The organism is Streptomyces sp. NPDC093544, from assembly GCF_040683495.1.
Taxonomy (GTDB): Bacteria; Actinomycetota; Actinomycetes; order Streptomycetales; family Streptomycetaceae; genus Streptomyces.
Genome location: NZ_JBFBEA010000042.1, coordinates 1 through 19,769, shown reverse-complemented (window position 1 = coordinate 19,769; position 19,769 = coordinate 1). Strand labels below are relative to the sequence as shown.

The window sequence follows — 19,769 nt, the reverse complement described above, 5'->3', positions numbered from 1 at the left end:
TCCGGCAGTTGATCTCGGAAAACAGGTTTGGTGACGGGTCTGAATGATATTCAGCGCCGCTGAACATGTGTCAGTACGGTTCACCGCTGCCCTTGGTCCAGATAGGCGAGCACCGCGAGTACGCGCCGATTGTCATCGTCCGAGACCTCCAGTCCCAGTTTGGCGAAGATATTGGAGGTGTGTTTGGCGATCGCCCGTTCCGTGACCACGAGTTGACCCGCGATCGCCGCGTTCGTGCGCCCCTGCGCCATCAGTTCGAGCACCTCCAGCTCGCGCGGGGTGAGTCGCCCGAGCGGCTGGTCGGTGGTCGAACGCCGCGACAGCAGCTGCTGGATCACCTGCGGATCCATGGCCGTACCCCCACCCGCGACCCGTCGCACGGCATCGATGAACTGGTCCGCGTCGAACACCCGGTCCTTCAGCAGATAGCCGACCCCGCCCGTGCCGTCGGCGAGCAGCTCCCGCGCGTACAACTGCTCCACGTGCTGCGAAAGGACGAGCACCGGCAACCCGGGCCGGTTCCGGCGTGCCTCCAGCGCGCACTGCAGCCCCTCGTCGGTGAACGAGGGCGGCAGCCGTACGTCGACCACCGCGACGTCCGGCTCCAACTCGGCCAGCGCCCGGCTGAGTTCGGGCCCGGTCTCGACCGCCGCGGCGATCTCGAAGTCGTACGCCTGGAGCATCCGGACCAGTCCGTCGCGCAGCAGGAACAGGTCTTCGGCTAGGACAACTCGCAAGGGATCTCCATGGTGACCATGGTGGGACCGCCCGCGGGGCTGCTGACGGCCAGGACGCCGTCGAATGTACCCAGTCGCCTGTCGATCCCGGTGAGCCCGGAGCCCGCGTCGAGCCGGGCGCCGCCCGTGCCGTTGTCGGTGACCGTGATGCGCAGCATGCCGTCCGCGTGATGGACGTCCACCCAGAGACGCTCGGCGCCCGAGTGCTTGACCGCGTTGGTCAGCACCTCACTGACGGCGAAGTACGCCGCCGACTCCACCGGCGCGCCCGGCCGGCCGTCGAGGTCGACCTCCACCTCGCTCGCGAGAGGCAGCCGCAGCGCCAACGCCCTTACGGCGTCGCCGAGTCCGCGCTCGGCGAGCACGGGCGGATGGATGCCCCGGACGAGATCGCGCAGCTCGGTGAGTGCGTCGGCGGAGGACCTGCGGGCCTGCGCCAGCAACTCCTTCGCCTTCGCCGGGTCCTTCTCGACCAGTGTCTCGATGGTCCCCAGATCCATCCCCATGGCGACCAGCCGCGCCTGCGCCCCGTCGTGCAAGTCCCGCTCGATACGCCGGAGTTCGGCCGCCGAGGTGTCGACCGCGTCGCGCCGTGTCTCGGTCAGCACGCGCACCCGCTCGGCGAGTTGGCCCTCGCCCGGGCTGAGCACGGCCCGGGTGAGCAGAAAGTGGACGCGCAGCAGGGGCGGGGTGAGGTAGTAGGAGGCGCCGAGGAGTGCGACGCCCAGCGCGCCCGCGAGGAGCGCCGTGCCCTGCCCGGAGACGGGCACGAACCCGTACCACCAGCCGATGCCGGTGCCATCCGTCAGCACGCGCCACAGTCCGAGCGCGAGCGCGAACCCCTCCAGGGGGTAGAGCAGCAGGACAGCCGGCAACAGCGCGGTGACGGACCCGGCGGTCATGTCGACCGGCAGCCACGCCAGATCCCGCCAGGTCGCCGGGTCCCGGAGCATCCGGAAACACCGCTCCCACGGGTTGGCGCCCTCGGGCACCGGCCGGTACATGGCCGGAATCCGTACCCCGCACCACTGGGCCGCGACGACCCGGCGCCAGTTCGCGAAGGCACGTACGCCGCTGAGTACCCACGGCGTCGTGACGATCCCGACGCCGACCGGCACCAGCACGATCGACACGACCGCCAGCACGAACAGCACAACCGACCCGACCGGCCCGACGACACCGACCAGAAGCCCCCGCGCCCCCGCCACGAAAACTTCCCGCGCCCGCGCCCGCACCGGGCTGCTGCTCTGCGTATCCATGCGCTCAGTCTCACCGACCGGGTGGAGCCGGTCGGTGGGCCGGGCCCCCCGGCCGGGGTGGTGGTGGGTGCACCCCTTTGTTTTTCGCCCCCTCCGCCCCTGCCCGTCCCTTGTTCCTGGGGCTCCGCCCCAGAGCCCGCTCCTCAAACGCCGGAGGGGCTGAATCTCTCCCCGGCCGGCGCTAGAGATCTTTAGCCCGTCCGGCGTTTGAGGACGAGGCCGTCCAGGCCGAAAGCGGGGGTCTGGGGGCGGCAGCCCCCAGAAACGGGACGGGCAGGGGCGGAGGGGGCGGGAAAACCACCCCTCACAGCCCAAGCACCTTCGCCTCCACCACCGGATCAAGCCCCACCGCAGGCCGGTCGGCCCGCAGGGGCGCAACCCCGCCGAGTGCCTGGAGCCAGCTCCAGGTATCGGCGACGGTCTCCAGCACGGGCCGGCACCGCAACCCCGCGCCGACCGCCCGCCCCACCCCGACCCCATGAAGCGCACCATGCAGCTCGCTCCCCTCCGGCACCCACACCGGCAACTGCCCCCACGGCTCCACCCCGGCCCCGAGAATCACCTCGGCATCGGTCCACCGCAGATCCCCCTCACCCCCGGTGACCTGGACGCACGCGTCGAGAAGTCCTCCCATCGTCGTATGCCCCCGCGGACTGACCAGGTTGTACGCCCCGCCCAGACCCCGCTCCACACCCCCGAGGACCCAATCGGCGAGATCGCGGACATCGACGTACTGGAGAGGGAGCTCACGAGGCCCGGGGGCGAGCACCGGCCCGCCCCGGGCGACCCGGTTCAGCCACCACGGCAGCCGCCCGATGTTCTCGTACGGCCCGAGGATCAGCCCGGCCCGCACCAGCAGCGACCTCTCCGCCCCGAACGCGTCGAGCACGGCCAGCTCGCCGCCCCGCTTGTCCCGCGCGTAGTCCGTCTGCTCGGCGTCCCCGGACGCCCCGTCGACGAGGGCTGTGTCCTCGCCGTACCCGGCGGGCGGGGGCCACGCGTACACGGAGCAGCTCGACACGTACACATAGCGTCCGACCCGGCCGGCCAGCAGCCGTGCCGTGTCCCGCACGGCCCGCGGCGCGGCCGACCAGGTGTCGACGACGACATCCCACTCACCGTCGGCAAGCGCCGCGAGCCCGTCGGGAGCGGTGCGGTCGCCGTGCAACGACCGCACCCCGGCAGGAGGCGCGTGCCGCCCCCGGTGGAAGACGGTCACCTCCCAGCCGCGACCGAGCGCCGCCTCCACGACAGCGCGCCCCGCGAACTCCGTACCGCCCAGCATCAGAAGTCTCATGCGGGCGACTCTGCCCGGACGGCGGGCGGTACGGAACGGGAATCTGCTGACAGAAGATCCGTGAGTTCCTTCGTCAGGATGCGAAGGATGGCCGTAGGGTCAACGACCGGTCGGCGGCGCGTACTTGTACCCCACTCGCCGCACCGTCTGAATCGTCTGCCGGTGCTGCACGCCGAGCTTGCGCCGCAGCCGTGCGACGTGGACGTCGACGGTCCGTCCGTCGCCCACGTGCCCGTAGCCCCACACCGTGGTGACCAGCTGGTCGCGGGTGTGCACCCGGTGCGGGTGCGCGACGAGGTGCGCGAGCAGCTCGAACTCCAGGTAGGTGAGGTCGAGTTGCTGCCCGTCGACCTCGGCGGTGCGCTGCACGGTGTCGATGCGGACGAGCGGGTTGGCACCGCCGACGGCGCCCTCGGTGGTGAACGGCTCGGGCCGGTCCGGCACGGCGACCGGCAGCAGGGGCTGCTGGTCGGCCGGTACGAGGACCAGGTAGCCGATCATCGGCGGCTGCCCCGGCAGCACGGGCAGGGTGTGCTGGGGAGCGGGCAGCCAGGTGGCACCCGGCGGCAGGAAGTCGGCGACATCCACCACCTCGTCCCGGTCGACGGCACGCAGTCGGTGCCGTCCGGAGGTGGTGTTGGTCGCGGAAGCGGTCGCGGTCGCGACGGAGGAGAAGGAACGGGTGTTCGCCATGAGAGGTCAGCTCTTTCGCGCGAGAAGTTCGTCTGGAAGATCGACGGCCGCGAGTTCGTGGTCGGGGTCGTCGAGGACGTACGTCGTGCGCGCTGGCCGGAGGCCGGGTGTCGGCTTTAGAGGGCCCGCGCGTTCATCGCGCGACAACACACCCGGTCGAAGTCATGGTGCTGACGGGAAGGCCAGAACGGCTCCAGGTCCTGGCGACCCGTCGCGGTGTACCTCTGGAAGCTGGCCATGACTCCATTGAAGCAGAAGCCGGCGCCGGGCAGGAGACTCCTCTCACCCGTCGGACGCTTCCTTGGCGTGAACTTGACGTCACATCCCCTTAAAAATGCGGAGAGGTGCCCATAAAGACGCGAAGGGGCGCCCACCACGACGGTGGACGCCCCTCACACAAGCTGGGTGGATCAGACCTGGCCGGCCTTCTCCAGGGCGGTGCAGCAGGTGTCGACGATCAGACGCGTCACGAGGTACGGGTCGACGTTGGCGTTCGGACGGCGGTCCTCGATGTAGCCCTTGCCGTCCTTCTCGACCTGCCAGGGGATACGGACCGAGGCGCCGCGGTTGGAGACGCCGTAGGAGTACTCGTTCCACGGGGCGGTCTCGTGCAGGCCGGTCAGACGGTCGTCGATGCCCGCGCCGTAGTGCTTGACGTGGTCCATCGGCTTCGAGCCCTCGCCCAGCGACTCGCACGCGGTGATGATCGCGTCGTAGCCCTCGCGCATCGCCTTCGTGGAGAAGTTGGTGTGCGCGCCCGCGCCGTTCCAGTCGCCCTTCACCGGCTTCGGGTCCAGGGTCGCGGAGACGTCGAAGTCCTCGGCGGTGCGGTAGAGCAGCCAGCGGGCCACCCACAGCTGGTCGGAGACCTCCAGCGGGGAGACCGGGCCGACCTGGAACTCCCACTGGCCGGGCATGACCTCGGCGTTGATGCCGGAGATGGCGAGACCGGCCTTGAGACAGTTCTCCAGGTGCGCCTCGACGATGTCACGGCCGAAGATCTCGTCCGAGCCGACACCGCAGTAGTAGCCGCCCTGCGCGGCCGGGAAGCCGCCCTCGGGGAAGCCGAGGGGGCGCGTGCCCTTGAAGAAGGTGTACTCCTGCTCGATGCCGAAGATCGGCTCCTGGGCGCCGAACTTCTCCTCGACCTCGGTCAGCGCGGCACGGGTGTTGGACTCGTGCGGCGTCATGTCGATGTTGAGGACCTCGCACATGACGAGCACATCGTCGCCGCCGCGGATCGGGTCCGGGTAGCTGGCGACCGGCTTGAGTACGCGGTCGGAGGCGTGACCCTCGGCCTGGTTCGTCGAGGAACCGTCGAAGCCCCAGATCGGCAGCTCGGCACCCTTGGCGTCGTCGGCCAGTATCTTCGTCTTCGAACGGAGCTTGGCCGTCGGCTCGGTGCCGTCGATCCAGATGTACTCAGCCTTGAAGGTCACGGGCCACATCCTTCGGGGTGGGTCTTCAGTCGCACTGCGGGTGCTGCCTGCGGCGCTGCGGCACTGGGGCGCCGCGGATATGCAGGTCAGCGTGTCAACAGGCGATTTCCCGATCATTGCTCAAATGTGAACCCCGTGTTACCTGAGCTGTGTGTGCCCGTTATTACCAGGCACTGCTCGCCGGGGGTGTTCGCGACCGCGATCGGCGGCCCTGCCGGGCGGTCGCGCACGGCGTTTCCCGCTGCCCGCGGTGCCACGGCTCGTATGCGATGGGTTTGCGGGCGCGCACGCGGTGCGGGTCCTGCCGCTCTAGGCCGGAGAGCGGCAGGACCCGGTCGGTACGGCTACGGCTTCCGTCAGCCCACTCGCTCGATACGTACGTTGCGGATCACGAACTTGCCGGGCTCCCGGACCAGTTCGAAGGCCGCGGTGTTCAGCAGGACACAGCTTCCGGAGACCGAAGTGACCTCCACGGTCGTGGACTTGTTGTTGTCCAGGTTCGTGACCTTGAGCTGCGTGCCGGCCGGGAACTGGTTGCTGGACGCGGCCGGGGTGCCCGCCTCCGCGAAGAGGGTGACGGTCGAGCCGTTGCAGACCTGCTCGCCGGTGGCGGCGCCGGCGTCGCCACCGGTGTCCTGCGCGGGGGCGCTCTCGGCGGGAGCCGAGGCCGGGGGAGCGGCGGGCGGCGTGGCGGTCTGGGAGTCCTGAGCCGACTCCCCGACCTCACAGCCGGACGCTTCCTGCTGCACCTTGATCTGCGCGAGGACCGCCTCGCGGTTGTCGATCCGGGCCTCCGACTGCGAGTCCGGGTTGGCCCGTTGGTCGGCGATGAACTGCTCGTTGTTGCCGAACGCGGTGGCCAGTCCCTGGCAGACCGTCGAACTCGCCGCGTTCTGCACCGAGGCCGCGTTCGAGGTGGCGGCCAGGGCGAAGGCCCCACCTCCGGCCACAACCGCGGCGCTGACCAACAGCGCGACCTTCTTCTTGGTGCTGAGGGTTCTCCTGCGCGACATGGGCGGCCTCCTGTGTGCGGGGGGTGCGGTACGCCGCTATGTACGAGATGCCGAACGGAGTTACTCAACAGTTACAGGAGTCACCGAAGTAACGTAGGTCACAGGGGAGTTGGCGCCCGGCCGAGGTCGACCGGGATCGACGGGCGCCGCACGCGCTACGTGGAACCCCTTTTTCGGCTGGTGCCCCAGCAGCCCCAAATGCCTTGTGGCCAGCGGCTTTTGTCAGTGCTCGGCGGTAGAATAGAAGCAGTGTTCGAGGGTGTCGCCGGGGAGTCCGGCGGTGCCCTGACCGCGACAGGAGGATGCCCGTGCCCGTTGCCGCACTGAAGCCGCTGCCCACCCAGTCCACGTCCAAGAGGGCGGTCCAGCTGGACCTGCCGTACGAGCCCGTGGAGAAGCGCCCGCTGCCGCCGGGGCGTCCCCGCGAGTGGTACGTCATCCACAACCGCCGGCTCAAGGCGATGCGCCTCGCGATCGCCCTGCTCGACTCCGGCATCTACATGCCGAACCAGGCCCGCAACGAACGGATACACGTCACCGCACAACTCATCGGCGTCCACCCACCGTCGGACACCACGTGCCACATGGTGCGAGCGCTGATGAGGTACGCGCGCTGATTCCTGAACGCCGGACGGGCTAAGGATTTTCAGCCCGTCCGGCGTTTGAGGACGAGGCCGTCCAGGCCGATAGCGGGGGGTCTGGGGGCGACAGCCCCCAGGTACGGGACGGGTAGGGGCGGAGGCGGCGAAAATCTCACCCCGCCCCCAACTCCCGCTCCAACGGCGTCCGGAAGCGCGGAGTGATCCGGGTCGAGCCCAGCCAGGCTCCCAACCGCGCGGCCTCCGCCGAGATGGCCGTGCGAGCCTCCCGCCCGACCCCGTCGGTGTCCAGCAGCCGCCACGCCACCTCGCCAGAGGACCGCTGCGCCCACCCCCCGACCACCCGCCCGTCCCACCACACCGTCGGTCCGACATTCCCACTGCCGTCGAAGAGGGCCGGCCGCAGGTCCGGGGCGAGATACCAATCCCGCTCCTGCCACCCCATGGCCGTCGGATCGAGCCCTGGCAGCAGCGCGGCCCACGGCTCCGCGGGCCCGCCCACCGGCCCGACGTCGCCGGCCGCCACGTACCCCGTGCCCCCGTCGTCGAGGGTGACGGCCACCGCCCCGACCGCGGCCAGCGAACGACGTACGTCAGTGACCTTCCACCCCGTCCACCACTTCAGGTCCGCCTCGGTCGCGGGCCCGCACACCCGCAGCCAACGGCGCAACAGCTCGGCCTGGGCCTCGGCGAGCAAAAGCCCGGGATGCGGCGGAGCGACCGCCCAGCGGAACTGGGACGACGTCCACGACCCCAGCGGACGCCCGCGCACGACCCGCCCCTCGACACCGAGCACGCGCATCAGCCGCGAGGACACGGTGTGCGGACTCTCGTAGCTCTTGCCGGCCCCGTACGTGAACTGCTCCTTCAACCGCGGTTCATCCCGGGTGAGTTCGTTCACGGTGGCCTGCCCGCGCCGGGCCAGCGCGGCGAGCGCGGACGCCTCGACCTCAGCGAGCCACTCCTCGGTCAGCCGGCCGTCGCTGCCGGTCGTCATGTCCTTGATCAGCCCGGCACGGGCCTTCGCGGCGATGGCGAGCCCCGTCGACGCGTGCACCACGGCGGCCAGCCCGGTCGGGAACACGAACACGGTGTGCCGCATGCCGTGCATCCGCACCAGCGTCCGGTCCTCGTACAGCGCCCGCTCGACCTCCGGCACCGCCTTCCCGGCATCCGCCAGCCGCGCGCCGACCGCCAGATACACCGTCGCCGGATCGGTTCCGTGCAACGCGACCAGCGATGCGGCGACCTCCTCGGGGCTCACTGCCCGCGCGGACACCGCGAGCCGCTGCCCCAGTGCGAGCCGCGCCCGCCGCTCAGCCACCCCGATATGCCGCCGCTGTCCGCCCATGCCGTCTCCACCCACCCCGTAGTACGCCGTCGTCCCCATCCTCGCGCGCACCTCACCCGATCGCCGTACCCGGCATGCGTACGCCCCGCTCCCCGCCTTGACTGAGGCAACCGCGAGGAGCGGAATCGGACAAGAAACCAGAGAGACGTCGGGAGACGCCATGACGAGGCACGGCATACCGGGGCTGATCCTGGCGGCAGCCGCCACGGCGGCCCTCGCCATGCCCCTCACCGGCTGCTCGGACGACACCACCCCCTCAGGCGCCGCCTCCAAGGCCGCGTCCGCGGCGTCCTCCCTCGCCTCCGAGGCCGGCGACGCCCTCGCCTCCGCCACCGCCGAGGCCGGCCAGAAGTTCGACGAGTTCAAGAACGGCGTGAACGCCAAGGGCGACGTCAAGGTCGGTGACGTGAGCACCGACTCCGACGGACGCTCCACCGCCAAGGTGACCATCACCAACTCCGCCTCCTCGTCGAGGTCGTACGCCGTCCAGATCGACTTCCGCGACCAGAGCGGCAACCTCCTCGACACGGCCGTCGTCACGGTCGACGACGTCGCCGCGGGCGCCGCCAAGGACGCCACCGCCCGCAGCAACCGCACACTCTCCGGCGAGGTCACCGCCGTGGTGGCCAGAGCCGTGCGGAACTGACGGCCATGGCCCCGATCGGCGCCACGGCCACCGCGGCGGACCGTGCCGCGCAGGGCAGAGCGGCCCGCAAACGCGTCTCCCGTTCCGCGCACGCCGGCTGGATCCCCGGCGTCGGCCGGCCCGACCCCGTCGCCGTACTGGAACGGCAGGGCAGGAGCCGTCTTCAGGAGCTGCTGCCGATCCGGTACGGGCGGATGACCGCGTCGCCGTTCGCGTTCCTGCGCGGCGCCGCCGCCGTCATGGCCGCCGACCTGGCGGCCCAGCCGCACACCGGGCTCACGGTGCAGCTCTGCGGGGACGCGCACCTCCTCAACTTCGGCCTGTACGCCTCCCCGGAACGCACCCTGCTCTTCGACCTCAACGACTTCGACGAGACGCACCCGGGCCCCTTCGAGTGGGACGTCAAACGGCTCGCGGCCAGCGTCGCGGTCGCTGCCCGCGAGAACGGGCACACGGAGACGCAGGCCCACGGTGCGACCCAGGCGGCGGTCGGCGAGTACCGCGAGAGCATCCGGCGGCTCGCCGGGAAGGGCGAGCTGGCCGTCTGGTACGAGCGCATCGACGCCGACCGCCTGCTCCCGCTGGTCCGCTCCGCCCACCACCGCAAGCGGGTCGAGTCGAGCCTCACCCGCGCCCGTCGGCGCACCAGCCTGCACGCGCTCGGCAAACTCACCGAGACCGTCGGCGGCCGCCGCCGCATCGTCCAGGACCCGCCGCTGCTCGAATCCGCCGGAGTCTCCGACATGGCGTCGCTCCGCAAGATCTTCAGTGACTACCGCTCCACACTCTCCGAGGAACGTCGCCTTCTCCTCGACCGCTACCGCTTCGTCGACGCCGCTCGCAAGGTCGTCGGCGTCGGCAGCGTCGGCACCCGCTGTTTCATCGTGCTGCTCGCCGGGCGGGACACGGACGACCCGCTGTTCCTCCAGATCAAGGAAGCCGGCAGATCCGTACTCGAAGAGCATCTGCCAGGCGGCCCGTACGTCCATCCAGGGCATCGGGTCGTCGCCGGACAGCGCCTGTTGCAGGCGGCGAGCGACATCTTCCTGGGCTGGATGACCGGGCCACAGGGACGCGCCTTCTACTGGCGGCAACTGCGCGACATGAAGGGCTCCGCGGACGTCGCCGGGATGGCCCCTGACGAACTGGTCGCCTACGCCCGCCTCTGCGGCACCGCCCTGGCCCGCGCCCATGCCCGCTCCGGCGACCGCATCGCGATCGCCGCCTACCTGGGCGGCGCCGACACCTTCGAACACGCCGTCGCGGACTTCGCGTTGCGCTACGCGGACCAGAACACCACCGACCACGCGACACTGGGCGCCGCCGTGACGGCGGGGGTTGTCACGGCGACACAGGGCGTGTGATCCCGGCCGTGGACCTTGCTCCACTCCACAGCGGTATATGACGGGGCGCAGGCGAGAGACATGCCGAGGGAAATGCAGATGCGCACCCACGTGTCGCTTCCCTACGGTGGAGGGGCGTTCCGGAGGTGCTGAGCACCGCTTTCCTCCGGACAGGCACCAGTGGGCGGACTCAGGGCTACTCTCTACGCACCGACGGACGGGCAGCCTCCCGCAGCGCCCCGTCGATTCATCGGACGACACGTTCACCACATCAAGATCCAGTCACCCACGCACGCAAGGAGTCCCGTCATGGGCACCTTGATCATTTCTGCGACCGCAATTCTGGTCGTCCTGGGCTTCTCCAACCACGTCCTGTGGCTCGCGGCGATCGCCCTGCTCTTCCTGTACGTCCGCTACGGCCGCACCGGGGGCGGCACATCTGCGGCGTCCGCACCGGGTCCGGCGCCGGGTGCCTCCTCGGGAGGCGCGTCCGGATCCGGGGGCCGCGCGGACTCCACCTACCGCGCGTACCGCGCCCGCCGTGACCGTCAGGCCAGGTGGGAGCGGCGCTACCGCCGCGAACGTCCGCTGGAGGCACGGCGCCAGGAGCGCCAGAAGTAAGCCGGCGCGCCCCGGGTCACAGACCCGGGGCGCCCCAGATCGGGAACCAGCGACTCAGGTCCTGCTCGATCCGCAGATCGTCGGTGAGCGCGGCCTTGATCTGCAGTTCCAGCGCGTTGTCGCGCTGCTGCGCCTGGCCGGCCAGCGGCGCGAAGGGATAGAACGTGCCGCGCTTGTAGAGATAGACGAGCCCGAGCCGCCGCTGCTCACTGTCCTGGAAGCTCGCCACCGAGCAGAGCAGTTGCGGCCCGAAGCCGCTGCCCTCCAGCGCACTGTTGACCGCGTGCAGATCACTCACCAGCGCGGGCAGATCGTCGGGCTCCCGCCGCGAGACCAGCCACGAGTACCCGTACTCGTCCTTGCTGATCTCCACCGGCGAACTGTCCCGTTCCGCATCCGCGTCCAGTAGCGCCTGGACCTCCTGACGCGCCTCGGCGAACGCCCCGCCCTCGACGGTCGCGAAGCACACCGCGCCCGTCCCCGTCGGAGTGAACCCGGCGGCCGCCTGCAAGGTGATGGCGGCCGACGGCAGGGCGAAGAGCTGGTCGAGGTCGGGCGCGACGGGTCTGCTGCGCCCGAGCAGGATGTCCAGGAGCCCCATGTTCAGCCGGCCTTCCCGGGCGTCGCCGCCTCACCCAACTCCGCCGAGATACGTGCCAGTTGTTCGAGCCGCTGCTCCAGGCTCGGGTGGGTGGAGAAGTACTTCGCCACGCCCGGTTCGGCGCCGAGAGCGGGGGTGAAGTAGAAGGCGTTGAAGGCCTGGGCCGTCCGCAGGTCCTTGGTCGGGATCTTGGCGATGTCCCCGGTGACCTTGGTCAGCGCGGAGGCCAGCGCCGACGGCCGCCCGGTGAGCTGGGCCGCGGCGCGGTCGGCGGCCAGCTCGCGGTACCGGGACAGTGCCCGGATGAGCAGGAAACTGATCGTGTACACGGCTGCGGAGACCGTCATGATGGCCATGAACACCATGGCAGTGTTCTGGTCCCTGCGCCCGCCGCCCAAGAGCTGCGAGTAAAGGGCGAACCGGACGATCAGCCCGGCGATCACACCGAGGAACGAAGCGATGGTGATCACCGCGACGTCCTTGTGCGCCACGTGCGACAGCTCGTGCGCCAGCACACCTTCGAGCTCGTCGGGTTCGAGCCGCCGCAGCAGCCCGGTGGTCACACAGAGCACCGCGTGATCGGGGTTCCGCCCGGTCGCGAAGGCGTTGGGCATGTCCATCTCGGAGACGGCGATGAGCGGCTTCGGCATGTCGGCGACGGCACACAGCCGGTCGACCACCCCGTGCAGCTGCGGATACTCCTCCCGCTCAACGATCCGCCCACGCATCGCGAACAGCGCGATCCGGTCCGAGAACCAGTACTGCGCCCCGAGGAACGCCACCGCGATCACCACGACCAGCACCCAGGACTTCAGCAGCACGATCAACGCCGCGATGAAGGCCACGTACAACAGACCGAGCAAAAACAACGTGACCGTCATCCGCACGGTCAACCGCCGATCGCTCTGGAACCGGCTCTGCATCATGCATCACCCCACACTCGGGCACTCGTCCCGAATTCCATTGTGCGCCCGCGCACCCCCATATACAGGCCCCGATCGACCCCACAGCGGGCAAAGACCTGCCCTGTCAAGAGCCACTTATTTATCCGGAGCGGACAACGTCGGCGGGACGGAGAGTACGGCGGGACGGAGAGTACGACGGGGCGACGGGGCAGAGGGTGCGAGAGAGTACGACGGTGCGACGGGGTGGCGGGCCTTCGGGTGGTGGCGGGGCACAACGACGGAGCCCCGCCACCACCCGAAGGCGCTGACGGGGCTCCGTAGAAGAACCGTGGCGACGACTTACACGTCGTAGTACAGCTCGAACTCGTGCGGGTGCGGACGCAGCTGCAGCGGAGCGATCTCGTTGGTGCGCTTGAAGTCGATCCACGTCTCGATCAGGTCGGGCGTGAAGACGTTGCCCGCGAGCAGGAACTCGTGGTCGGCCTCAAGGCGGTCCAGGACGGCCGGGAGGGAGGTCGGGACCTGGGCGACGCCCGCGTGCTCCTCGGGAGCCAGCTCGTAGAGGTCCTTGTCGATCGGCTCGGCCGGCTCGATCTTGTTCTTGATGCCGTCGAGGCCCGCGAGCAGCAGCGCCGAGAAGGCGAGGTACGGGTTGCCGGAGGAGTCGGGCGCGCGGAACTCGACGCGCTTGGCCTTCGGGTTCGAGCCGGTGATCGGGATACGCATGGCCGCGGAGCGGTTGCGCTGCGAGTACACCAGGTTGACCGGGGCCTCGAAGCCGGGGACCAGGCGGTGGTACGAGTTCACCGTCGGGTTGGTGAAGGCGAGCAGCGACGGGGCGTGCTTGAGGATGCCGCCGATGTAGAAGCGGGCGGTGTCCGAGAGGCCCGCGTAACCGGCCTCGTCGTAGAACAGGGGGTCGCCGTTCGCCCACAGCGACGAGTGGATGTGCATGCCCGAGCCGTTGTCACCGAAGATCGGCTTCGGCATGAAGGTCGCGGTCTTGCCGTTGCGCCAGGCGACGTTCTTCACGATGTACTTGAAGAGCTGGAGGTCGTCGGCCGCGGCGAGCAGCGTGTTGAACTTGTAGTTGATCTCGGCCTGGCCGGCGGTGCCCACCTCGTGGTGCTGACGCTCGACCTGGAGGCCGGACGCGGCCAGCTCCAGGGAGATCTCGGCACGCAGGTCGGCGAAGTGGTCCACCGGCGGGGTCGGGAAGTAGCCGCCCTTGTAGCGGACCTTGTAACCACGGTTGTCCTCGACGGCGCCGGTGTTCCAGGCACCCGCCTCGGAGTCGATGTGGTAGAACGCCTCGTTCGACTTGGTGTCGAAGCGCACGCTGTCGAAGACGTAGAACTCGGCCTCGGGGCCGAAGTACGCGGTGTCGGCGATGCCGGTCGACGCGAGGTAGGCCTCGGCCTTCTTCGCCACGTTGCGCGGGTCACGGGAGTACTGCTCGCCCGTGATCGGGTCGTGGATGAAGAAGTTGATGTTGACCGTCTTGTCGCGGCGGAAGGGGTCGACGCGCGCGGTGGACAGGTCGGCGCGGAGCGCCATGTCGGACTCGTGGATGGCCTGGAAGCCGCGGATGGAGGAGCCGTCGAAGGCCAGTTCCTCGGTCGGGTCGAAGGCCTGTGCCGGAATGGTGAAGTGCTGCATCACACCCGGCAGGTCGCAGAAGCGGACGTCGACGAACTTGACGTCTTCGTCCTTGATGAACTTCTTGACCTCGTCGGCGTTCTGGAACATCCAGCTCCTCCTACTCCCGCTCACTTCGGACCGGGGTGGTAGTTCGTTCGTGCGGCCAGTGCGGTGGCACACGCTGGACCCGACCATAGGGACGGGGGATTTCTCAAGCGTGACCCATTTGTTTCGCCCAAGTTAACCGGACCGGGTCCGTGGCACCCCACCCGTCCACATGTCAAAACGGGCACAGTACCGTGGACGCGTGGACAAGAGGCAAGCAATCGGATCATGGCTCTCCGGACCGCGCGAAGCCCTGGGGGAAGCCGGTGTCGACCTTGGCTACCCCGGTGAGCAGCTCGGTCTGCCGGAGAAAGGACCCGGCTCGATCGCCCGCCCCGGACGCCGCCTCGGCGCCCTGGTCGTCGACTGGGCGCTCTGCGTCTTGATCGCATACGGCCTGATCACTGACGGCTACAACCAGACGACAGGCAACTGGGCCCTGCTCATCTTCTTCGCCCTCGGCGTCCTCACCGTCGGCACGGTCGGCTGCACGCCCGGCAAACGCCTCTTCGGCCTGCGCATCGTCCCGGAGAACGGCGGCCGCCTCAACCCCCTCCGCGCCCTCCTGCGCACCGCGCTCCTGTGCCTCGCCCTCCCCGCCCTGATCTGGGACCGCAACGGCCGCGGCCTCCACGACCGCCTGGCCCGCACGATCGAGGTCCGCGGCTAGCGATCGCCCCCGCGGCAGTCGGCCTTCTGCGACCCGATGCTCGACTTCTGACGCCGGTCGGGTGACGGATCGCCCGGCCCGGCTCGGGGTCCGGTCGGTGGCGAGCCACGGCGGAGACACTGCGTCCACTCCCGGTGAAGGTGGTGGACAGCATGTCGTACGACAACAAGTCGACGATCGTGGCCCGAGCGCCGCAGGTCGCCGAAATCGCGGCCCGGTACAGCGACGAGGCGGAAACCGCCCGTCAGCTCTCACCACAGGTGGTCCGCGCGGTGCGGGACGCCGGATTCGCGCGGCACTTCGTACCGGTGGCCCACGGCGGCGAGACCGGCGGTTTCACCGAGCTGACCTCGGCGGTGGCGCTGGTCGGCGAGGGGTGTACGTCAGCGGCCTGGGCGGCTTCGCTGGCGGCCTACGCCGGGCGGTACGCGGCGTTCCTGCCCGAGGCGGGGCAGGCGGAGATCTGGGCGGACGGGCCGGACGTGGTCCTTGCCGGTGCGCTCATGCCGTCCGGCAAGGCGGAGCCCGTCGCCGGCGGCTGGCGACTGAGCGGTGAGTGGAAGTACATCAGCGGGGTGCACTTCGCCGACTGGGCGCTCGCCTGCGCGGCCGTACCGGCCAAGGACGAGGAGAAGGCCGCGAACGCCGCGAACGCCGCGGACCGGCCCGAGGTGCGGTTCTTCGCGGTGCCGCGGGCCGACTTCGCCATCGAGGACAGCTGGTTCACCGTGGGGATGCGCGGCACCGGCAGCCACACCCTGCTCCTCTCCGACGCCTTCGTGCCCGAGCACCTGACCCTGCCGCGCTCGGCTGTCCACGCCGGCCACGCGACCGCGTCGGACGCGCGCTGCCACATCGTCCCGATGTACGCCGTGAACAGCCTGCCGTTCGCCGCTCCGCTGATCGGGGCCGCCCGAGGCGCACTGCGCGCCTGGATCGCGCGGACCGGGCAGCGCGTCGACCGACGGGGACGGGCCGTCCGCGAGATGCCGTCGGCGCAGGTCTCCCTGGCCCGCTCGGCCGCCGAGGTGGACGCAGCCGAACTCCTCATCCTGCGGACGGCGGCGGTGGCCGACGGCACGGAGTGTCCGCCGGAGGGCGAGGCCGCGGTCCGGGGCGCCAGGGACCTCGCGCTGGCCGTGGAACTGCTCGTCTCGGCCGTCGACCGGGTCTTCCGCGCGAGCGGGACCTCGGGACAGTCCTCCTCAGACCCCGTGCAACGGTTCTGGCGGGACGTGAACAGCGCTGCCTCGCACGTGGCGCTGTCCTTCGAGACCACCGGTGCGGCTTACGGCGCCTGGGCGCTGTCCGGCCAGGAGCGGACGGAGCCGGTGCGCTGAACCCGGTCCCGGTAAGCCCCTCTCGGCACCCGTTCGGCGGTACCTCTCGAACGCCGCCCGCTCCGAGGCGGGCGGCGTTGACGCAGGTGGTGAGCGCCGCGAGGGACCGGTCGTCCAGTTGCCGGCCCGGGACGGCGACGGCATAGTCGTCCTGGATGCGCGTGACATCTCGAACACGATCGGTGGCCGCCACATTGCCGAAGCCGACATCCACGATTGCCGTGAATCACGATCGCTGATTCACGATCGCCACGAATCACGATCGCCATGAATGCGGCCACGGCAATTCGCTCACCTGTCAGTCCTCCGGGAGTTGACGATGGTTCAGCAGATCGATGGCGGCGCGGCTGCGATGACGGATCGCCAGGACGTGGCGGACGCCGAGGTGGCCCCCGAGCAGTTCCGTGCCGCGATGGCGCGCTTCCCCTCGGGAGTGGTCGTGGTGACCACTCGTTGCGCCGACGGCACCCCCCGGGGATTCACGGCCAGCTCCTTCTGTTCGGTGTCGCTCGATCCGCCGATGATCCTCGTCTGTCTGGCGAACTCGGCCGACTCGGCGGCGTCGTTCGAGTGCTGCGACCGTTTCGCGGTGAGCGTGCTGGCCCCGGTCCACCGCCCGCTCGCACTGCGCTTCGCCACCAAGGGCGCCGACAAGTTCACGTCGGGCGGACTGTGCCTCAGCCCCGACGGACTACCGACGGTCGAGCAGGCGCTGTCCGAACTGGACTGCGCGGCCCACGCCCGTCACCCCGCCGGAGACCACACGGTCCTGATAGGCCTGGTGAGAGGCGTGCGCCTGGGCGAGGGATCCCCGATGGTGTACTACGACCGGGCGTTCAGAACCCTTGCCTGAAACAGAGATGCTCCCCGTCATCCTCATGACGGGGAGCATCGGAACAACAAGTCACTTCAGCGCATCTTGCCCCGCGGCATCCGCATCCCCTTCGGCATCGGACCCTTCGGCAGCGGAAGGTTCGACATGATGTCGCCCATCGCACGCAGCCGGTCGTTGGTCGCGGTGACCTGCGGGCCGCCCAGCACACGCGGCAGCTTCAGCATCGTCGTACGGAGCTTCTTGAGCTCCACCTGGCCCTCACCGGTGCCCACGAGAATGTCGTGCACCGGGACGTCCGACACGATCCGCGCCATCTTCTTCTTCTCGGCGGCCAGCAGGCTCTTCACCCGGTTCGGGTTGCCCTCCGCGACCAGCACGATGCCGGCCTTGCCGACCGCGCGGTGCACCACGTCCTGGCTGCGGTTCATCGCCACCGCAGGAGTCGTGGTCCAGCCTCGGCCGATGTTGTCCAGCACGGCCGCGGCTGCGCCCGGCTGGCCTTCCATCTGCCCGAAGGCGGCCCGCTCGGCCCTGCGCCCGAAGACGATCGCCGACGCGAGGAAGGCGAGCAGGAGGCCGAAGAGGCCGAGATAGATCGGGTGACCGATCAAAAAGCCGATCGCGAGGAAGACACCGAGGGTGACGATTCCGACAGCCGCGAGCACAAGACCGATCTTGGAATCGGCCTTACGGGTCATCTTGTAAGTCAGAGCGATCTGCTTGAGTCGCCCGGGTTCGGCAGCGGCGTCCGCTGCGCTTTCCTTCCTCGCCATGCCCGGAAGTCTACGTGGCCCGGGAAGCGCCGACGACGGCAGTACCGGGGAAGCGTTGGCGAGGTGCCGGGGGAGCGGGGCGGCGACTACGAACGCGTCGCGACGGCTTCCAGTACGAGCTGCGCCTCGACCCTGTCCTTGGCGCGGCGGCGGTCCTCCAGGACGGAGGTCCAGGCATTGCGGCGGGCGGTGCGCTGGCCGCCGCTCATGAGGACCGACTCGACGGCACGGAGTGCATCGGTGAACGACGGGATGGCGGTGGCGCGAACGGGCGCGGCCTGCATGATGGAGTTCCCCCCTCGGGATGGCGGCTCTAGCGGGTGCGGTACGTGGTGTAAGACCAGCGTCACTGATTGGTGTTACCAGGGCGTGACCGACCGGTCAAACACCAATGAAACCTTGATGCACCGGGGCCGATCGCTGATGCGTCCCTGACGGCGCCCCCATCTGCGGGGACGGCCTCGGCCGTGTCGAACGCGCCATCGCGGAGAGGGAGTTGCTTGTGTGCCGATTCACATGAGAGCGGTGGCACTCAGTGCCACCGCTCTCGTCGGATCGTCATCTACGACGTGCCCGGCCGCCTAGGCCGTACGGGGTCCCGAGGCCGTCGTCGTCCTTCCTCTTACCGTCGGTACGTCGGCTCAGACCGCCTGCGAGGCCACGTACGCGCCCCGCTTCTCGATGGCCATCTGGTACAGCCGGCCGGCCCGGTAGGAGGAGCGGACCAGCGGGCCGGACATGACACCGGAGAAGCCGATCTGGTCGGCCTCCTCCTTCAGCTCCACGAACTCGTGCGGCTTGACCCAGCGCTCCACCGGGTGGTGGCGCACGGAGGGGCGCAGGTACTGCGTGATCGTGACGAGCTCGCAGCCCGCCTCGTGCAGCTGCCGGAGCGCCTCGCTGACCTCTTCGCGGGTCTCGCCCATGCCGAGGATCAGGTTCGACTTGGTGACCAGACCGTAGTCGCGGGCCTCGGTGATGACCTTCAGCGAGCGGTCGTAGCGGAAGCCGGGGCGGATGCGCTTGAAGATCCGCGGGACCGTCTCGACGTTGTGCGCGAAGACCTCGGGGCGCGAGGAGAAGACCTCGGCGAGCTGGGCGGGCTCGGCGTTGAAGTCGGGGGCGAGCAGCTCGACCTTGGTGCGACCCGCCTCGCGGCCCGACGTCTGGGCGTGGATCTGGCGGACCGTCTCGGCGTACAGCCAGGCACCGCCGTCCTCCAGGTCGTCGCGGGCGACGCCGGTGATCGTGGCGTAGTTCAGGTCCATCGTGACGACCGACTCGCCCACGCGGCGGGGCTCGTCGCGGTCCAGCGCCTCGGGCTTGCCCGTGTCGATCTGGCAGAAGTCGCAGCGTCGGGTGCACTGGTCCCCGCCGATGAGGAAGGTGGCCTCGCGGTCTTCCCAGCACTCGTAGATGTTGGGGCAGCCCGCCTCCTGGCAGACCGTGTGCAGCCCCTCGCTCTTCACGAGAGCTTGCATCTTTGTGTATTCGGGACCCATTTTCGCCCGGGTCTTGATCCACTCGGGCTTGCGCTCGATGGGGGTCTGGGCGTTCCGGACCTCCAGGCGCAGCATCTTGCGTCCGTCGGGTGCGACTGCGGACACATCGGCTCCCTGTAGCTTCGATTCTTCGGCGTACACCAGGGTACGCCCGTTCGTTTTCGGTCTATGAGACGGGCAACCCTGGGGAACAGGGGCCCATTCCCGCCGGGCTACGCCGACGCCCGCTCGATCTCCCGGGGCAGCAGCTCCGCGTTCTCCAGTACGTCCTTCAGATGCCGCTCGGCCACCGGGAGAACCTCGCCGATGGTGACGTCGCGGCCCAGCTCGGCCGCGAGCGAGGCCACACCCGCGTCGCGGATCCCGCACGGGATGATCCGGTCGAACCAGACGTTGTCC

The 19,769-nt window shown here is 69.7% G+C and carries 20 protein-coding genes and 1 pseudogene; 7 read left to right on the top strand and 14 right to left on the bottom strand.

Annotated elements, in window-relative coordinates:
- Nucleotides 1-80: 80 nt before the first annotated feature.
- The 6 genes from AB0N66_RS39160 to AB0N66_RS39135 all read right to left on the bottom strand — a co-directional run bounded on the left by AB0N66_RS39160 (nucleotide 81) and on the right by AB0N66_RS39135 (nucleotide 6,438).
- Nucleotides 81-737, bottom strand: a complete 657-nt coding sequence (locus tag AB0N66_RS39160; protein WP_365444567.1) for a response regulator transcription factor — start codon at nucleotides 735-737, stop codon at nucleotides 81-83.
- Nucleotides 722-1,996 (bottom strand): sensor domain-containing protein, encoded by a 1,275-nt coding sequence (locus AB0N66_RS39155; RefSeq protein ID WP_365444564.1) that lies wholly within the window; start codon nucleotides 1,994-1,996, stop codon nucleotides 722-724. The genes AB0N66_RS39160 and AB0N66_RS39155 overlap by 16 nt, the downstream gene beginning before the upstream one ends.
- Nucleotides 1,997-2,300: 304 nt before the next feature.
- Nucleotides 2,301-3,293, bottom strand: coding sequence for an SDR family oxidoreductase (locus tag AB0N66_RS39150; RefSeq protein ID WP_365444561.1), 993 nt, complete (start codon nucleotides 3,291-3,293; stop codon nucleotides 2,301-2,303).
- Nucleotides 3,294-3,392: 99 nt separating this feature from the next.
- Nucleotides 3,393-3,986 carry a winged helix-turn-helix domain-containing protein gene (locus tag AB0N66_RS39145; protein WP_365444558.1) on the bottom strand — a complete coding sequence of 198 codons (594 nt, stop codon included), beginning with the start codon at nucleotides 3,984-3,986 and terminating at the stop codon, nucleotides 3,393-3,395.
- A 410-nt stretch (nucleotides 3,987-4,396) separates the two neighbouring features.
- Nucleotides 4,397-5,425: a glutamine synthetase gene (glnII, locus tag AB0N66_RS39140; protein WP_365444555.1), complete on the bottom strand. Its 1,029-nt coding sequence runs from the start codon at nucleotides 5,423-5,425 to the stop codon at nucleotides 4,397-4,399.
- Between the two features lie 356 nt (nucleotides 5,426-5,781).
- The gene (locus AB0N66_RS39135) at nucleotides 5,782-6,438 is read right to left on the bottom strand and encodes a hypothetical protein (protein WP_365444552.1); all 657 of its coding nucleotides are present in this window, start codon (nucleotides 6,436-6,438) and stop codon (nucleotides 5,782-5,784) included.
- Nucleotides 6,439-6,746: 308 nt separating this feature from the next.
- Here AB0N66_RS39135 and AB0N66_RS39130 point away from each other — a divergent pair, with 308 nt between their 5' ends.
- On the top strand, nucleotides 6,747-7,055 hold the full coding sequence (locus AB0N66_RS39130; RefSeq protein WP_365444549.1) for a hypothetical protein: 309 nt from the start codon (nucleotides 6,747-6,749) through the stop codon (nucleotides 7,053-7,055).
- Between the two features lie 136 nt (nucleotides 7,056-7,191).
- Here the strand turns inward: AB0N66_RS39130 and AB0N66_RS39125 are convergent, their stop codons facing one another.
- Nucleotides 7,192-8,388, bottom strand: a complete 1,197-nt coding sequence (locus tag AB0N66_RS39125; RefSeq protein ID WP_365444626.1) for a winged helix DNA-binding domain-containing protein — start codon at nucleotides 8,386-8,388, stop codon at nucleotides 7,192-7,194.
- Between the two features lie 160 nt (nucleotides 8,389-8,548).
- Between AB0N66_RS39125 and AB0N66_RS39120 the strand changes: the two genes are divergently transcribed.
- The 3 genes from AB0N66_RS39120 to AB0N66_RS39110 all read left to right on the top strand — a co-directional run bounded on the left by AB0N66_RS39120 (nucleotide 8,549) and on the right by AB0N66_RS39110 (nucleotide 10,998).
- Nucleotides 8,549-9,034: a hypothetical protein gene (locus AB0N66_RS39120; RefSeq protein WP_365444546.1), complete on the top strand. Its 486-nt coding sequence runs from the start codon at nucleotides 8,549-8,551 to the stop codon at nucleotides 9,032-9,034.
- A 5-nt stretch (nucleotides 9,035-9,039) separates the two neighbouring features.
- The gene (locus AB0N66_RS39115; protein WP_365444543.1) at nucleotides 9,040-10,398 is read left to right on the top strand and encodes a DUF2252 domain-containing protein; all 1,359 of its coding nucleotides are present in this window, start codon (nucleotides 9,040-9,042) and stop codon (nucleotides 10,396-10,398) included.
- A 288-nt stretch (nucleotides 10,399-10,686) separates the two neighbouring features.
- The gene (locus tag AB0N66_RS39110) at nucleotides 10,687-10,998 is read left to right on the top strand and encodes a hypothetical protein (RefSeq protein WP_365444540.1); all 312 of its coding nucleotides are present in this window, start codon (nucleotides 10,687-10,689) and stop codon (nucleotides 10,996-10,998) included.
- Nucleotides 10,999-11,014: 16 nt separating this feature from the next.
- Here the strand turns inward: AB0N66_RS39110 and AB0N66_RS39105 are convergent, their stop codons facing one another.
- From AB0N66_RS39105 to glnA, 3 genes are all read right to left on the bottom strand, one after another.
- The gene (locus tag AB0N66_RS39105; RefSeq protein ID WP_365444537.1) at nucleotides 11,015-11,599 is read right to left on the bottom strand and encodes a hypothetical protein; all 585 of its coding nucleotides are present in this window, start codon (nucleotides 11,597-11,599) and stop codon (nucleotides 11,015-11,017) included.
- A gap of 2 nt (nucleotides 11,600-11,601) precedes the next feature.
- A complete protein-coding gene (htpX, locus tag AB0N66_RS39100) occupies nucleotides 11,602-12,522 on the bottom strand; it encodes a zinc metalloprotease HtpX (RefSeq protein WP_365444623.1) in 921 nt (306 codons plus the stop codon).
- Between the two features lie 321 nt (nucleotides 12,523-12,843).
- Nucleotides 12,844-14,253, bottom strand: a complete 1,410-nt coding sequence (glnA, locus tag AB0N66_RS39095) for a type I glutamate--ammonia ligase (RefSeq protein ID WP_365444534.1) — start codon at nucleotides 14,251-14,253, stop codon at nucleotides 12,844-12,846.
- 199 nt (nucleotides 14,254-14,452) lie between these two features.
- On the opposite strand from glnA, the gene AB0N66_RS39090 reads away from it, so the two are divergent.
- The 3 genes from AB0N66_RS39090 (at nucleotide 14,453) to AB0N66_RS39080 (ending at nucleotide 17,113) form a co-directional block, all read left to right on the top strand.
- Entirely contained in the window at nucleotides 14,453-14,920 is a 468-nt protein-coding gene (locus AB0N66_RS39090; RefSeq protein ID WP_365444531.1) for an RDD family protein, read from the top strand.
- A gap of 152 nt (nucleotides 14,921-15,072) precedes the next feature.
- Entirely contained in the window at nucleotides 15,073-16,260 is a 1,188-nt protein-coding gene (locus tag AB0N66_RS39085; RefSeq protein ID WP_365444528.1) for an acyl-CoA dehydrogenase family protein, read from the top strand.
- Nucleotides 16,261-16,612: 352 nt separating this feature from the next.
- A complete protein-coding gene (locus tag AB0N66_RS39080; protein WP_365444620.1) occupies nucleotides 16,613-17,113 on the top strand; it encodes a flavin reductase family protein in 501 nt (166 codons plus the stop codon).
- Between the two features lie 56 nt (nucleotides 17,114-17,169).
- Here AB0N66_RS39080 and AB0N66_RS39075 read toward each other — a convergent pair whose 3' ends face one another.
- From AB0N66_RS39075 to AB0N66_RS39060, 4 genes and pseudogenes are all read right to left on the bottom strand, one after another.
- Nucleotides 17,170-17,868: a DUF4191 domain-containing protein gene (locus AB0N66_RS39075; RefSeq protein WP_365444525.1), complete on the bottom strand. Its 699-nt coding sequence runs from the start codon at nucleotides 17,866-17,868 to the stop codon at nucleotides 17,170-17,172.
- 86 nt (nucleotides 17,869-17,954) lie between these two features.
- Nucleotides 17,955-18,152, bottom strand: coding sequence for a hypothetical protein (locus tag AB0N66_RS39070; protein WP_365444522.1), 198 nt, complete (start codon nucleotides 18,150-18,152; stop codon nucleotides 17,955-17,957).
- Nucleotides 18,153-18,509: 357 nt separating this feature from the next.
- Nucleotides 18,510-19,475, bottom strand: coding sequence for a lipoyl synthase (gene lipA / locus AB0N66_RS39065; RefSeq protein WP_365444519.1), 966 nt, complete (start codon nucleotides 19,473-19,475; stop codon nucleotides 18,510-18,512).
- A gap of 107 nt (nucleotides 19,476-19,582) precedes the next feature.
- Nucleotides 19,583-19,769 (bottom strand): annotated as a pseudogene (locus AB0N66_RS39060) (lipoate-protein ligase B); the annotation flags it as partial.

Excerpts from the sequence above, each read along its gene's own strand:
- AB0N66_RS39155 (WP_365444564.1), bottom strand. The coding sequence starts at position 1,996 with ATGGATACGCAGAGCAGCAGCCCGGTGCGGGCGCGGGCGCGGGAAGTT.
- AB0N66_RS39150 (WP_365444561.1), bottom strand. The coding sequence starts at position 3,293 with ATGAGACTTCTGATGCTGGGCGGTACGGAGTTCGCGGGGCGCGCTGTC.
- AB0N66_RS39145 (WP_365444558.1), bottom strand. The coding sequence starts at position 3,986 with ATGGCGAACACCCGTTCCTTCTCCTCCGTCGCGACCGCGACCGCTTCC.
- AB0N66_RS39135 (WP_365444552.1), bottom strand. The coding sequence starts at position 6,438 with ATGTCGCGCAGGAGAACCCTCAGCACCAAGAAGAAGGTCGCGCTGTTG.
- AB0N66_RS39125 (WP_365444626.1), bottom strand. The coding sequence starts at position 8,388 with ATGGGCGGACAGCGGCGGCATATCGGGGTGGCTGAGCGGCGGGCGCGG.
- AB0N66_RS39120 (WP_365444546.1), top strand. The coding sequence starts at position 8,549 with ATGACGAGGCACGGCATACCGGGGCTGATCCTGGCGGCAGCCGCCACG.
- AB0N66_RS39115 (WP_365444543.1), top strand. The coding sequence starts at position 9,040 with ATGGCCCCGATCGGCGCCACGGCCACCGCGGCGGACCGTGCCGCGCAG.
- AB0N66_RS39110 (WP_365444540.1), top strand. The coding sequence starts at position 10,687 with ATGGGCACCTTGATCATTTCTGCGACCGCAATTCTGGTCGTCCTGGGC.
- AB0N66_RS39105 (WP_365444537.1), bottom strand. The coding sequence starts at position 11,599 with ATGGGGCTCCTGGACATCCTGCTCGGGCGCAGCAGACCCGTCGCGCCC.
- htpX (WP_365444623.1), bottom strand. The coding sequence starts at position 12,522 with ATGCAGAGCCGGTTCCAGAGCGATCGGCGGTTGACCGTGCGGATGACG.
- glnA (WP_365444534.1), bottom strand. The coding sequence starts at position 14,253 with ATGTTCCAGAACGCCGACGAGGTCAAGAAGTTCATCAAGGACGAAGAC.
- AB0N66_RS39085 (WP_365444528.1), top strand. The coding sequence starts at position 15,073 with ATGTCGTACGACAACAAGTCGACGATCGTGGCCCGAGCGCCGCAGGTC.
- AB0N66_RS39080 (WP_365444620.1), top strand. The coding sequence starts at position 16,613 with ATGACGGATCGCCAGGACGTGGCGGACGCCGAGGTGGCCCCCGAGCAG.
- AB0N66_RS39075 (WP_365444525.1), bottom strand. The coding sequence starts at position 17,868 with ATGGCGAGGAAGGAAAGCGCAGCGGACGCCGCTGCCGAACCCGGGCGA.
- AB0N66_RS39070 (WP_365444522.1), bottom strand. The coding sequence starts at position 18,152 with ATGCAGGCCGCGCCCGTTCGCGCCACCGCCATCCCGTCGTTCACCGAT.